General features: G+C 65.1%; 12 protein-coding genes. 10 read left to right on the top strand and 2 right to left on the bottom strand.

What is annotated here, in order from left to right; all coding sequences use genetic code 11:
- Window positions 1–11: 11 nt before the first annotated feature.
- Genes cobN through GGQ66_RS15160 form a run of 5 tightly spaced genes read left to right on the top strand, consistent with a single transcriptional unit; the run spans window position 12 to window position 6,748 of the window.
- Window positions 12–3,326, top strand: a complete 3,315-nt coding sequence (gene cobN / locus GGQ66_RS15140; RefSeq protein WP_183793564.1) for a cobaltochelatase subunit CobN — start codon at window positions 12–14, stop codon at window positions 3,324–3,326.
- Window positions 3,323–4,603: a precorrin-3B synthase gene (cobG, locus tag GGQ66_RS15145; protein WP_183793565.1), complete on the top strand. Its 1,281-nt coding sequence runs from the start codon at window positions 3,323–3,325 to the stop codon at window positions 4,601–4,603. Before cobN ends, cobG begins: the two co-directional genes overlap by 4 nt.
- 2 nt (window positions 4,604–4,605) lie before the next feature.
- A complete protein-coding gene (locus GGQ66_RS15150; protein WP_183793566.1) occupies window positions 4,606–5,238 on the top strand; it encodes a precorrin-8X methylmutase in 633 nt (210 codons plus the stop codon).
- Window positions 5,235–5,993, top strand: coding sequence for a precorrin-2 C(20)-methyltransferase (locus tag GGQ66_RS15155; RefSeq protein WP_183793567.1), 759 nt, complete (start codon window positions 5,235–5,237; stop codon window positions 5,991–5,993). Before GGQ66_RS15150 ends, GGQ66_RS15155 begins: the two co-directional genes overlap by 4 nt.
- Entirely contained in the window at window positions 5,990–6,748 is a 759-nt protein-coding gene (locus GGQ66_RS15160) for a precorrin-3B C(17)-methyltransferase (protein WP_183793568.1), read from the top strand. The genes GGQ66_RS15155 and GGQ66_RS15160 overlap by 4 nt, the downstream gene beginning before the upstream one ends.
- Here the strand turns inward: GGQ66_RS15160 and GGQ66_RS15165 are convergent.
- Entirely contained in the window at window positions 6,718–7,479 is a 762-nt protein-coding gene (locus GGQ66_RS15165; RefSeq protein WP_183793569.1) for a cobalt-precorrin-6A reductase, read from the bottom strand. The genes GGQ66_RS15160 and GGQ66_RS15165 overlap by 31 nt on opposite strands.
- Between GGQ66_RS15165 and cbiE the strand changes: the two genes are divergently transcribed.
- From cbiE to cobM, 3 genes are read left to right on the top strand one after another with little or no spacing between them, the layout of a single operon-like run.
- On the top strand, window positions 7,478–8,722 hold the full coding sequence (cbiE, locus tag GGQ66_RS15170; RefSeq protein WP_183793570.1) for a precorrin-6y C5,15-methyltransferase (decarboxylating) subunit CbiE: 1,245 nt from the start codon (window positions 7,478–7,480) through the stop codon (window positions 8,720–8,722). The two genes, GGQ66_RS15165 and cbiE, sit on opposite strands and share 2 nt — an antisense overlap.
- Window positions 8,701–9,102: a cobalamin biosynthesis protein gene (locus GGQ66_RS15175; RefSeq protein ID WP_183793571.1), complete on the top strand. Its 402-nt coding sequence runs from the start codon at window positions 8,701–8,703 to the stop codon at window positions 9,100–9,102. The genes cbiE and GGQ66_RS15175 overlap by 22 nt, the downstream gene beginning before the upstream one ends.
- Complete coding sequence (cobM, locus tag GGQ66_RS15180; protein ID WP_183793572.1) at window positions 9,099–9,872, top strand: precorrin-4 C(11)-methyltransferase; 774 nt, start codon at window positions 9,099–9,101, stop codon at window positions 9,870–9,872. Before GGQ66_RS15175 ends, cobM begins: the two co-directional genes overlap by 4 nt.
- On the opposite strand, the gene GGQ66_RS15185 is transcribed toward cobM, so the two are convergent.
- Window positions 9,845–10,954: a cobalt-precorrin-5B (C(1))-methyltransferase gene (locus GGQ66_RS15185; protein WP_183793573.1), complete on the bottom strand. Its 1,110-nt coding sequence runs from the start codon at window positions 10,952–10,954 to the stop codon at window positions 9,845–9,847. The genes cobM and GGQ66_RS15185 overlap by 28 nt on opposite strands.
- A gap of 53 nt (window positions 10,955–11,007) precedes the next feature.
- Here GGQ66_RS15185 and cobA point away from each other — a divergent pair, with 53 nt between their 5' ends.
- Together cobA and GGQ66_RS15195 are read left to right on the top strand one after the other, a co-directional pair.
- Complete coding sequence (gene cobA / locus GGQ66_RS15190; protein WP_183793574.1) at window positions 11,008–11,799, top strand: uroporphyrinogen-III C-methyltransferase; 792 nt, start codon at window positions 11,008–11,010, stop codon at window positions 11,797–11,799.
- A complete protein-coding gene (locus GGQ66_RS15195; RefSeq protein WP_183793575.1) occupies window positions 11,796–13,109 on the top strand; it encodes a cobyrinic acid a,c-diamide synthase CobB in 1,314 nt (437 codons plus the stop codon). Before cobA ends, GGQ66_RS15195 begins: the two co-directional genes overlap by 4 nt.
- Window positions 13,110–13,199: the final 90 nt, after the last annotated feature.

Raw genomic sequence — 13,199 nt, forward strand, 5'->3', positions numbered from 1 at the left:
GCCTGCCACCCATGCATATTCTCGCCAGCACATCCTCATCGCTCGATGATCTTGCCGAACCGCTCGACCTGCGTCAGCCGGTGGCGGATGTGCTGGTGGCGTCCTTTTCTCCCAGCGATCTTTCAGGCATGGCCGCCGCCTGGGGCGATGGCAATCCGAACCTCGGCCTGACGCAACTGGCGGACTTGCGCCATCCTTTCTCGATCGACATGTGGATCGACAAGACGGCGCAGCGGGCAAAGGTGATCCTTGTCCGCATTCTTGGCGGTCACGACCGATGGTCCTATGGGGTTGGCGAACTTTCGCGCGTCTCCCGGGAAAATGGCATTCTTCTGGCCTTTCTTCCCGGTGAATGCAGCCAGCGCGACGAGCGACTTGAGGCCGCCTCGACGGTTGCACCGGAGACCCTCTCTGCTCTTCTCGCCTTCCTGCGCCAAGGTGGGCCCGACAATCTCCGACACGCGGCCTCGTTTCTGAAGGCACTGGCCTGCGGCGGCGCGCTGCCGGAGGAGGTGGCCCGCCCCGTTCCCAAGGCCGGGTTCTATAAGCCGGGCGTGGGGCCTGTTGCGCTCGAAACCCTGCTGGCCGCTTTCGGCGAAGCGTGCCCGCGCATACCGCTTCTCTTCTATCGCTCCATGCTTCTGGCGCAGGATGCGGCCCCCATCGACGCCCTGTTTGCCGCGCTCGCGGCGCGTGGTCTGGCGCCCCTGCCGCTTTTCGTCTCCGGATTGAAGGATGCCGAGGCGCTCGCCTTCGCCCGTTCGGCCTTCGAGGTGATCCGACCGGCGGCCATCGTCACCGCCACCGCCTTTGCCAGCAGTACCGACCAGGCGGGCATGACGCTTTTCGATCACTTCGAGGCCCCGGTCTTTCAGGTCATCATCGCAACGACGCCGCGCAGCGGCTGGCAGGAAAACCGCCGCGGTCTCAACCCCGCCGACCTTGCCATGCATGTGGTTTTGCCGGAGCTGGACGGGCGTCTTCTGGCCGGCACCCTATCCTTCAAGGAGGCCGACGCCGCCGGTCTTGCTCGCAACCGGTCGGAACCGGACCGGGTGGAGGCCACGGCCGAGCGGATCGCGGCGCATCTACGTCTGGCCGCAACCGCCCGCAATGAACGCAACATCGTCATTCTCATCCCGGATTACCCCTCAGCGCCGGGGCGCAGCGGCTATGCCGTCGGCCTCGATGTACCGGAAAGCGTGCGCCTCATGCTCCTGCGCCTCAAGGCCGGAGGGTATGTGGTGGACGACATTCCCGCGACCGCCCGGGCCCTGCTGGACCGGCTGGAGACGGGCGAAACCCTTGCCCTCGCCGCCTATGCATTGCCCCCGGGAACGGGTGAAGCCCTTATGGCCGCCTGGGGGGCACCGGAACAGGATGAGGCGGTCGAGAACGGTCACTTCCGGTTTCGCGCCGCCCGGTTCGGCCGCATCACGGTGGCGCTTGCACCCGACCGGGGTCGCCGGGCCGATCGTCGCGCCGACTATCATGATCCGGTGCTCGTTCCCCGTCATGCCCTCATTGCCTTCGGCCAGTGGATAAGGCAATCGCTGGCCGCCCACGCCGTTGTCCATGTCGGCGCGCACGGAGCCATCGAATGGCTACCCGGCAAGGTGGTGGCCCTTTCCGGCACCTGTTTTCCCGAAACGGTTCTGGGTGGCCTGCCCGTTGTGTATCCATTCATCGTCTCAAATCCCGGAGAAGCCGCTGTCGCCAAGCGACGCATCGGCGCGGTCACCATCGGTCATCTGCCGCCGCCTCTCATCGAAGCCGGGCTTTCCCCCGAACACCAACGTCTGGAACATCTTGCGGATGAATATGCGCAGGCGGAGGGCCTTGACCGCAACCGCCGCGACCGGCTGGCAAAACTGATCGTCGAAACGGCGTGCGAGACCGGTGTGGCCGCCGAAGCCGGCGTTTCCAACGCTGATGACCCCGAAGCGGCCCTTGTGCGGATCGATGCCTACCTCTGCGACCTCAAGGATTTTTCGCTCAAGGACGGTCAGCATGTCTTTGCCGAAGCGGCTCACGACGAAACTGATCCTGATCGTCTGGAAAGCGCCCGCAGCGAGGGCGAAGCGCTGATGGCAGCGCTTGATGGCCGGCGCGTCCGTCCCGGCCCTTCGGGCGCTCCTGCGCGCGGGCGTCGGGATGTCCTGCCCACCGGGCGTAACCTCTATGCCGCCGACCCGCGCACCATGCCGACGCCAACCGCCTTCGAACTGGGCAGGATTGCCGCCGATGAAGTTCTGCGCCGTCATCTTCAGGATCACGGCGACTGGCCTCGCGCTATGGTCATGGATCTTTGGGGCAGCGCCTCGCTGCGCAATGGCGGCGAGGATGTGGGCCATGCTCTGGCGCTGATGGGCGCGAAGCCGGTGTGGGATACCGCAACAGGCCGCGTTTCCGGTATCGAGGTCCTCGCGCCGGCGCAGTTGGGGCGGCCCCGTGTCGATGTCACCATTCGCATGTCCGGCCTCTTTCGAGACATGTTCGCGCCGTTGATCGCGCTTCTCGACACGACGATCCGGACCGTGGCCCTGCGCGAGGATGCAGGGGGCGACAATCCGCTGGCCGATCTCACCCACAGGGATGGGCGCATTCCACCGCGCCTTTTCGGTTCCGCGCCAGGCACCTTCGGGGCGGGTATCGAGGAGCAACTCGCATCTGGCGCATGGCATGACAGGACCGAACTGGCAGACGCCTATCTGGCCATGGCGAGCCATCGCATTTTCGGAGAAACTGCCGAAGCGGAGGCCGTTCCCGGCGCTTTTGCCGAAGCCGTGCGCGCCGCCGATCTTCTGGTCCACACCGGTGATGACCCCGGTCGCGACCTTCTCGACGGGTCGGCGGATGTGGCTTTCATTGGCGGTTTTGCGGCAGCGGTCGCAAGGCTTGGTGGCAAGGCCGATGTGATTGCACTCGACACCACGGATCCCGCCCGGCCCCGCGCCCGCTCCGTGCGCGAAGCCGTGACCCGCATCGTGCGGGCCCGTGCCATCAACCCGCGCTTCATTGCTGGCCAGATGCGCCATGGCCCGCGTGGCGCTGCCGAACTCGTGGAAACCGTCGATCGGCTTGTCGGCTTCGCCGAAACCACCGAAGCGGTCCCTCCGTCGCTCATCGAAGCGGTCTTCGATGCTTATCTCGCAGACGACACTGTGCGTCGGTTTCTGCTGGAGCAAAACCCCGAAGGCGCGCGCGCCATGGCCGAACGCTTTCTCTCCGCCCGCCGCCGCAATCTCTGGCAACCGCGCCGCAACAGCGTGGACAGCCTGCTGGAATCCCTTCTGTGCAACGCCTCGGAGGCGCATTCGCGATGACGGCCCCTCTTCTGGAAACCATGCGGCGCGGGGCCTGTCCCTCGCTTTCCGCACCGATGCAAACCGGCGATGGCTATCTGTCACGTATCGCCCTGACGGGACCGGTTGCGCCGGAGGCGATCATCTCGCTTTGCAATGCCGCCCTGCGCCTCGGAAACGGGCTCATCGACATTTCCGCACGCGGCAATCTTCAGGCGCGGGGCCTGAGCGCCGAAACGGCGCGTCTCTTCGAGGCCGAGGTTCGGACGCTCGACTTGCCGTTGCGTTCAGGCCTCGCGGTCGATACCGGACCTCTGGCCGGGCTTGATCTGCAGGAAGTAACCGACCCACGCCCGCTGGCAGAGGCCATTCGCATGAGGGCTGACCGCCTGCGACTTTTGGATCGCCTCGCGCCGAAGACCGCCGTGATCGTCGATGGCGGCGGGTCTCTGTCGCTTGCCAGGCTTCTGGCCGATATCCGGCTCAAGGCCACGCAGGGCGGATGGCTGCTTTCCACCGGCGGGACCGAGACCCCGGAAAAGGCACATGGCCTTCTGCCATGGGATGAAGCGCCTGACGCTGCCCTCGCCCTGCTGTCGGCCATGGCCAAACAGGGACCACGCTTCCGGGGGCGGGATTTCACCGCCTCCGAGGTTCGCGAACTCACCGGCATCAAGGCCGCGCCCCACCAGGGTGGCGTGGTGCTTGAAACATCGCCGTTCGGCAGGTTTGCGCTGAACAACGGCAAGGCAGCACTGGGGTGTGGCCCGGCGTTCGGTCAGATGCGTGCCGATGACCTTGCCGCGCTGATGGTGGCGGTGATCGAAGCGGGATGCGAGGCGGTCCGCCCCGCCCCCGGCCACGCGCTGATGCTGATGGCGGAGGAACTGGCCCTGCCCAAGCTCCGCAACATCGTGGCCGGCGCGAACCTCATGCAGTCAGGTGACGACCCGCGCGCCTCCATTGCCGCCTGCCCCGGACAGCCCGGCTGCGCATCCGCCCATTTCGATACGCATGCACTGGCCCGGGCGGTTGCCGCCCTGCCCGGCTGGCAAGGTGGCGCGCTGCGGCTCCACATCTCCGGCTGCGCCAAGGGGTGCGCCCATCCCGAACCGGCGCCCGTTACGCTGTCCGGTACGCCGGACGGCCTTCAACTGATTGTCGATGGCAAGGCCAGCGACCTCTCGAACACGATTTCGAGCAACCTATCCATGCCGGACATGCTGAGCCGAATTTCAGCGCTGGCAATCTCAACGCCTGCCCCCGCCGGGGCAAAAGCGGCCAACCGTCAGGAATGACCATGACCGATTACGACTACATTCGCGATGGCAACGCCATCTACGAAAAATCCTTTGCGATCATCCGCGCCGAGGCGGATCTTTCCCGCTTTTCCGAGGAGGAAGCCGATGTCGCCATCCGCATGATCCATGCCTGCGGGCAGGTGGACGCCGCGGCCCATTTCCATTTTTCACCTGGTTTCGTCTCCGCAGCGCGCGCGGCTCTTGTCGCGGGAAAGCCCATTCTCTGCGACGCCGAAATGGTTGCCCACGGTGTAACCCGCGCGCGTCTGCCGGCCGGCAATCCGGTGATATGCACGTTGCGCGATCCGCGCACGGCATCGCTTGCCGCAAGGATCGGCAATACACGCTCGGCGGCGGCGCTCGATCTCTGGGACGAGCACCTCGAAGGGGCTGTCGTGGCAATCGGCAATGCGCCGACGGCTCTCTTCTACCTTCTGGAAAAGCTGGAAAAGGGCGGTCCACGCCCGGCGGCCATTATCGGCATGCCGGTGGGCTTCGTCGGCGCGGCGGAATCCAAGGAGGCATTGCGCGAAAGCGGGCTCGGCATTGCGCATGCGGTGGTAACGGGTCGCATGGGTGGTTCGGCCATGACCGCTGCTGCTGTCAACGCACTGGCGAGGTCGGGCCTATGAAAAAGGGAAAGCTCTATGGCGTCGGCACCGGCCCCGGTGACCCCGAACTGATGACCCTGAAGGCCGTGCGCGCCCTGCAGGAAGCCGATGTCGTCGCCTATTTCTGCAAGAAAGGCGCAACCGGAAACGGTCGCGGCATCGCCGTGGCCCATATCCGCCCTGAAAGCGTGGAACTGCCGCTCGTCTACCCCGTGACCATTGAGAAACACCGCAAGAGCGAAGCCTACGGTGCGGAAATCGGCACGTTTTTCGAACGCTCCGCTCAGGAAATAGCCGTCCATCTCGATGCAGGACGCACCGTCGCAGTGCTGTCCGAAGGCGATCCACTGCTCTACGGCTCCTACATGCACCTGCATCTGCGCCTTGCCAATCGTTATGACACCGAGGTGGTGGCGGGCGTGACTGCCATGTCCGGCTGCTGGTCGCAGGCAGGGCTGCCGCTGGTGCAGGGTGACGACATTCTGACCATCCTGCCGGGCACGCTGGATGAGGCGGAACTCGTAAAACGTTTGGGTGAAACCGACGCCGCGGTCATCATGAAGGTCGGGCGCAACCTGCCGAAAATCCGCCGGGCCCTGGAGCGGGCCGGAAAGCTTGACGGCTCGGTCTATGTCGAACGCGGCACGATGGAAAACAGCTATGTGCAGGCGCTAGACGAACGCGGCGATGACCCGGCCCCCTACTTCTCCATCATTCTCGTGCCGGGATGGCAATCGCGCCCCGGTGCAGCCGCACAGACGGAGACTGCCGCATGACCGGTTTTCTCACGGTGGTCGGGCTTGGTCCCGGCGATGAGGGCTTCCTGACACCGCAGGCAGGCGCAGCCATCGCCGCCTCGGAGGATTTCTTCGGCTACGTTCCCTATCTGGATCGGTTGCAACTAGCGCCGAACCAGCGCCGCCATGCCTCCGATAACCGGGAGGAACTGTCACGGGCCGAAGCCGCCCTCGCTCTAGCCGCCGGTGGCGGAAAGGTCTGCGTCGTTTCAGGCGGTGACCCCGGCGTCTTTGCCATGGCCGCCGCCATTTGCGAGGCCATGGAAGCCGGGCCGCCAGAGTGGCGCGCCATCGAATTCAGCGTCGTACCGGGCGTCACCGCCATGCTGGCCGTTGCGGCACGGGTCGGCGCACCGCTCGGGCATGATTTCTGTACGATCTCGCTCTCCGACAACCTCAAGCCCTGGGCCGTCATTGAGGCCCGACTTGTTGCCGCAGCGAGCGCCGGTTTCGTCATGGCCTTTTATAATCCCGTCAGCCGCGCCCGCCCCCACCAACTGGACCGGGCCTTCGATCTGTTGCGCGCGCATCTTCCCGAAACGGTGCCGGTGATCTTCGGCCGCGCCGCAGGACGTCGCGACGAGGCCATCCGGACTGTTCCCCTGCGCGATGCCGCGGCCTCCATGGCCGATATGGCAACCTGCATCATCGTCGGCTCGGCGCAGACGCGGCAGATCGAACGAGCCGGCAAGGCTGCCCTCGTCTATTCGCCGCGGTTCTGGAAAGAGACATGATGACGGACGAGCGTTGCCACCGCCTCGACGCTTTCGCCGCTTTCCGCCTGAGGCAGAGCGGGGCGCCCGATCATGACCACCGGGACTCCAAGAGCGCGGGCAGCGGCGATCTTGCCATAGGCAGCGGAACCACCGGAGTTCTTGGAAATGATGACCCCGATGGCGTGTTCCTCAAGCAGTCGACGCTCGTCAGCCTCGGCGAAGGGACCACGCGCCGTGATGTAGTCGGCATGTGGAACGCCAAGCGGCGGCTCGACCGGATCGACACTGCGGATGAGATAACGATGCTGCGGGGCAGCCTCCAGCGGGCCGAGTTCGTTTCGCCCCAGCGCCACGAAAACCCTGCGTGGCGCTGTTCCGAGCGCCTCGACCGCTTCGGTCACGCTTCGCACGGCCTGCCAGATGTCACCGCCCTGATGCTGCCAGGCGGGGCGGCGCAACGCGATCAGTGGAACGCCCGAAAGAGTAGCGGCACGCGCGGCATTGTCCGAAATGCGGGCCGCATAGGGATGCGTCGCATCGATCAACAGGCCGAAGCCTTCATTGCGCAGATAGGCGGCCAGACCATCGGCCCCGCCGAAGCCCCCAACCCTTGTCGGCACGGGCTGCGCCACCGGTTCCTTCGTACGTCCTGCGAGCGAAAGCAGGCAGACAAAGCCATCGGCAACCAGCCTGCTGGCAAGCTGTCGCGCTTCCGTGGTGCCACCGAGAATAAGAATGGGGGCTTTCATGCTGTCTCCTGAATCGAACAGGGACGTTTTAACGCAAGAGCCGTGGCTGTCCATCATCGGCCTTGGCGAAGATGGCGTACCAGGCCTTGGCGAAGCGGCCCGCAACGCGCTTTCAAAGGCCTCCCATGTCTTCGGCGGTCAGCGGCACCTCGCTCTCGCCGCACCCCTTATTGAGGGCGCCTCTCATCCGTGGCCTGTGCCGTTTGACGCCGGGATGGGCGACGTACTGGCGTTGAAGGGCAAGGCCGTCGCCATTCTGGCATCCGGCGATCCCTTTTTCCATGGCGTCGGCGCAACGCTGGCCCGCAAGCTGGGCCCGCATGAGTTCGTGAGTTTCCCCGCTCCTTCGGCTTTCTCGCTGGCCGCCGGCCGCCTCGGCTGGCCGCTGCAGGATGCGCAATGCCTTTCGGTGCATGGCCGCCCGCTCCATCTTCTGCGTCCGTATCTTCACCCCGGCGCGAAGATCATCGCGCTCACATCCGATGCGCATGGTCCGGAAGCCATCGCTGCCCTGCTTCAGTCCTGTGGTTTCGGGGCGTCCCGGCTGACCGTCCTGGAAGCGCTTGGCGGACCGGATGAACGCATTCAGTCCTGTGTTGCATCCGCTTGCAACCTGTTGCCGGTCCATCCGCTCAACGTGGTGGCCATGGAGGTGGCGGCAGACGAAGCGGCACGCATCCTGCCCTTCGGCTTCGGCCTTGCCGACGATCTGTTCGAGCATGACGGGCAGATCACGAAACGCGAGATCCGGGCCCTGACACTGAGTGCTCTTTCACCACGCCATGGCGAACTTCTGTGGGACATCGGCGCGGGGGCCGGCTCGATCGGCATAGAGTGGATGCTGGCGCACCGATCCCTCGCCGCGATCTCCATCGAAAAGAACTCCGAACGCATCGCGCGAATAAAGAGAAACGCCGAGGCTTTCGGTGTGCCGGGCTTGCGCATCGTCGAAGGGGAAGCCCCCGCCTCTCTGGCGGCTCTGCCCAAGCCGGACGCCATATTCATCGGCGGCGGCGGGTCGGGCGATGGTGTCGTCGAAGCCACGATGGCTGCCCTGCGGTCCGGCGGACGGCTGGTGGCCAATGCTGTGACGCTTGAAATGGACGCTGTGCTTCTGGCGGCACAGGCCAGACATGGCGGGACGCTGACGCGGATCGAGGTCGCGCGGGCAGCGCCGGTCGGCGCGATGACAGGCTGGCGACCCGCCATGCCGGTTACACAATGGGCCTGGGTGAAGCCGTGATCGTCGCGGGCATCGGATGCCGAAGCGGCGTCAGCGCTGACGAGGTCGTCGCAGCACTCGATACAGCCCTGCTGCGGGCGGACCTCACACGGCAAGAGATCGGCAAACTGGCTACAGGCGCCCTGAAGGTGCAGGAAGCGGGCCTTAACGAGGCCGCAGAAAGGCTTGGCATGCCACTTTTTCACATGACCGAACAGGAACTGGCCAGCGTGAACGACCGTCTTCTCACGACCTCCCCCATGAGCCTTGCCGTCACCGGCAGCGGCTCGCTCTGCGAGGCGGCCGCACTGGTGGCCGCTGGTGCCGACAGCCGATTGCTCTTTCCCCGTTTCATTCTCGCGGGCGTCACCATCGCCCTCGCCATCGGAGATCATCCATGACCGTTCATTTCATTGGTGCCGGACCGGGCGCCGCCGATCTCATCACACTGCGGGGCATGCGCCTCATCGCGGCATCGCCGGTCTGCCTCTACGCCGGCTCTATCGTGCCGAAAGAACTACTGGCCTATTGCCCGCCCGACGCCCGCATTGTCGATACGGCTGCCCTGTCTCTGGATGAGATCGAGGCGGAATATCTGGCGGCTCACAAGGCGGGACAGGATGTCGCGCGGCTCCACTCCGGCGATCTTTCGGTTTGGAGCGCCGTCGCCGAGCAGATCCGCCGTCTTGAGCGCCACGGCATCGGCTACACGATGACGCCGGGCGTTCCCGCCTTTGCCGCCGCAGCCAGCGCGCTGAAGCGGGAACTGACCATTCCGGAAGTGGCGCAGAGCCTTGTCCTGACCCGGGTTTCCGGCCGAGCCTCGAAAATGCCGCCGGGTGAAACGCTCACGGCCTTCGGGGCGACAGGGGCGACACTCGCCATCCATCTGGCGATCCATGCCCTTGAGCGTGTTGTTGCGGAAATCCTCCCGTTTTACGGCGCAGAATGCCCGGTCGCGATCGTTGTCAGGGCGACATGGCCGGATGAGCGGATCATTCGCGGCACTCTTGGCGATATTGTGGAACAACTTGCCGCCGAACCGGTGGAACGCACGGCGCTCATTCTGGTTGGCCCCGGTCTCGGCGCCAATGATTTCCGGGAAAGCGCGCTTTACAGCACGGATTACGTTCGCCGCTTCCGTCAGGGCTTCGAAGGGGCGGGTGAATGAACCGCAGGCGCGAAATCGCGACGGCCCCTCAACAGTCCTTCGCGATCGAAAACAAGGATTTCGAGCGCAATTGCATCCGTGTCGAGTGCGGCGGCCGCCGTCGCCCAGGCACGCGCCGCCACCAGCCTGCCGAGGTCGAAGCCCTGCGCACCGGCCAGATCGAACGCATGTGCAACCGTATTTGCCCCAGCGATAGCCCTGCACAAACCGTCATCGGCACCGTCCGCGACGGCAAGTCCGGCCAGAGCCTCAAGATCGGCCAGCCCGCGCTTCGAGTGAACGTCCAGCATGCCCTGCGCCAGCTTGGTCATCTTGGCGACGCCTCCGGCAATCGTCACCTTTGCCACCGGATGCTTGCGCAGGTATTTCAGCATTCCGCCGACAAAATCGCCCATGTCAATGAGAGCGACTTCCGGCAGATCATGAAGGGCCTGCCCCGCCTTTTCGGATGCATTGCCGGTGGCTCCCAGAACGTGGGTGAGGCCTTCGGCCCGGGCTACGTCGATGCCGCGCCAGATCGAATGAATCCAGGCAGAGCAGGAAAACGGAATGACGATGCCCGTTGTGCCCAGGATGGAAATGCCTCCGAGAATTCCAAGGCGGGGATTGAGCGTTTTTTCCGCCAGCCGTTCGCCATCGGCAACGGAAATCTCCACCTCATAATCCTGCGATCCGGTCGCCTCTTGCACGGCTTCGGCAATCATGGCTCGCGGTACGGGATTGATGGCCGGTTCACCGGGCGGCAAGGGCAAACCGGGCCTGGTAATCGTGCCAACGCCGGAACCGGCGCGAAACGCAATGCCGCTTCCCGGCGGGCGGCGACGCACGGTTGCGGAAATGGCGGCCCCGTGGGTGACATCGGGATCGTCGCCGGCATCCTTGATGATCGTGGCACGGGCAAAACCATCGCCCCGTTCCTGCCCGGCAAGGGCAAAGGCAGGACGCTGGCCACCCGGCAGAAGCACATCCACGAGCGCGGGGAAATCGCCGCCATCAAGCGCAATGGCCGCGGCTTTCGCAGCCGCAGCCGCGCAGGCTCCGGTTGTCCAACCCCGTCTCAGCTCGCGACCACTTTCCATCATGGACCATCCTATAAAGGGCCGGTGACGCGCCGTCACGGGCAAAAGGCGCAGGCATGACCCTCTTCGACACGCTTTCCACCCTCGAAACCGGCTGGCCGGAATTCCAGCCGGGCCATGTCTGGCTGGCAGGAGCCGGACCGGGCGATCCCCGCCATCTCACTCTCGAAGTGCTGAGCGCGCTCGCGCAGGCCGATGTCGTCGTTTTCGATGCGCTGGTGAACGAGGCGGTGCTGTTGCTGTGCCCGCGCGCCGAACACATTTATGCAGGCAAGCGCGGCGGCAAGCCTTCCGCCGCGCAGGCGGACATCTGCGCCACCCTCATTCTCGAAGCAAGAAAAGGCAAGCGCGTGCTGCGGCTCAAGGGCGGCGATCCTTTTCTCTTCGGGCGGGGTGGCGAGGAAGCTTTGGCGCTCACGGCGGAACATATCCCCTTCCGGGTGTTGCCGGGCCTCACCTCCGCTTTCGCAGCACTGGCGACCGCTCACATTCCGGTCACCATGCGGGGATTGAGCCGAGCCGTGACCTTTGCGACCGGGCATGCCGCCGATGAACCGGATGATCTGGATTGGGCGGCGCTGGCGCGCACCGGCGAGCCGATCATCGTCTACATGGGCATGAAGAACCTGGAAAAGATCATCGCGAAACTGATGCAAGCGGGTCTTTCCGGCGAAACGCCCGCTGCCATCATCATGGCCGCGACGACCGCACAGGAGCGGATCATGACCGCCCCACTCCACGAACTGGCCGCGGAAGCCCGAAGACAGGGCTTCGCCGCCCCGGCCCTGATCGTGATCGGCAGCATCGTCACCATGCGCGCCCGCCTTTCCGGAGGGACCGCCGCATGACGGCAAAAGCCCTGATCATCGGTGCGCCCCGTTCTGGTTCGGGCAAGACCAGTCTCACCATAGGCCTGCTGCGCGCTTTTTCCCGCCGCGGGGTCCGGGTACGCGGCGTCAAGACCGGGCCGGATTATATCGACCCCGGCTTCCATGCGGTGGCGACCGGGCGGGAGGGGCTGAACATCGACACCTGGGCCATGGACCCGGCTATGGCATCGCACCTTCTCAAAAGGGCGGCGCAGGATACGGATCTTCTCCTCATCGAAAGTGCGATGGGACTTTTCGACGGCATTCCGGGCAAGCCGAACCGGTCCGGTGCGGCGGCTGATCTGGCCCGGACACTGGATATTCCCGTTCTGCTGGCGCTTGATGTCTCCGGCCAGTCCCAGACGGCGGGTGCGATAGCCTGTGGCTTCATGCATTACGATCGCGGCGTCCGCATTGCGGCTGTAGCGCTGAACAAGGCTGGAAGCGACCGTCATGTGCGCCTTGCCGGCGATGCAATCCTGGCGCTTGGCGTGCCGCTCGTCGGCGCCGTGCGGCGGGACGCAGCACTCGTACTCCCGGAGCGGCATCTGGGCCTTGTTCAGGCTAGCGAACACCCGGAGATGGAGGCCCATATCGAACGACTGGCCGATGCGGCGGAGACCGGCCTTGATCTCGATGCGATCTTCAACGTCGCCGCCCCGCTGGTGCTTCCAACCGCATCGGCGGATAAGATCATGCCGCCACCCGGCCAGAGGATCGCCATTGCCGAAGATCGCGCCTTTACTTTTCTCTACCCACATCTGCGACAGGGCTGGCGTGACCAGGGCGCGGAACTGGTTCCTTTCTCGCCGTTAGCGGATGAAGCGCCACACACCGATTGCGATGTCTGCTGGTTACCGGGCGGCTACCCGGAACTCCATGCCGGGGCCCTCGCGGCAGCCAATCACTTCCGTGAAGGGCTGGCGCGATTTGCCTCGACACGAGCCGTCCACGGCGAATGCGGTGGCTTCATGGTACTAGGCTCGAGCCTGACGGATGCGGCGGGCGTGACCCACCGCATGACAGGCCTCCTGTCCCATGCAACCAGTTTCGCGACCCGCAAGATGAACCTCGGTTATCGGCAGGCAAGGCTTCTTGAAGATGGCATTCTTGGCGGGAAAGGCACCGTCATTCGCGGCCACGAATTCCATTATGCGAGGATCACCGATCCCGGCAGGGATGCGCCGTTCGCACTGATTGCCGATGGCGAAGGCCGTGAGATTGGCCCGGCGGGCGGGCAACGCGGGCGGGTCACAGGTACATTTTTCCATGCCATAGCCCGGACCTGAGCACCCTCCCCGCAGGACGGGGAGGGCTTTGATCGCCAACGCTGAACGATCAGGCAGGCTGATGCAGGCGCACGTTGAAGAGCGGCCCAG

This window comes from Allorhizobium borbori, assembly GCF_014196535.1.
Lineage (GTDB): Bacteria > Pseudomonadota > Alphaproteobacteria > Rhizobiales > Rhizobiaceae > Ectorhizobium > Ectorhizobium borbori.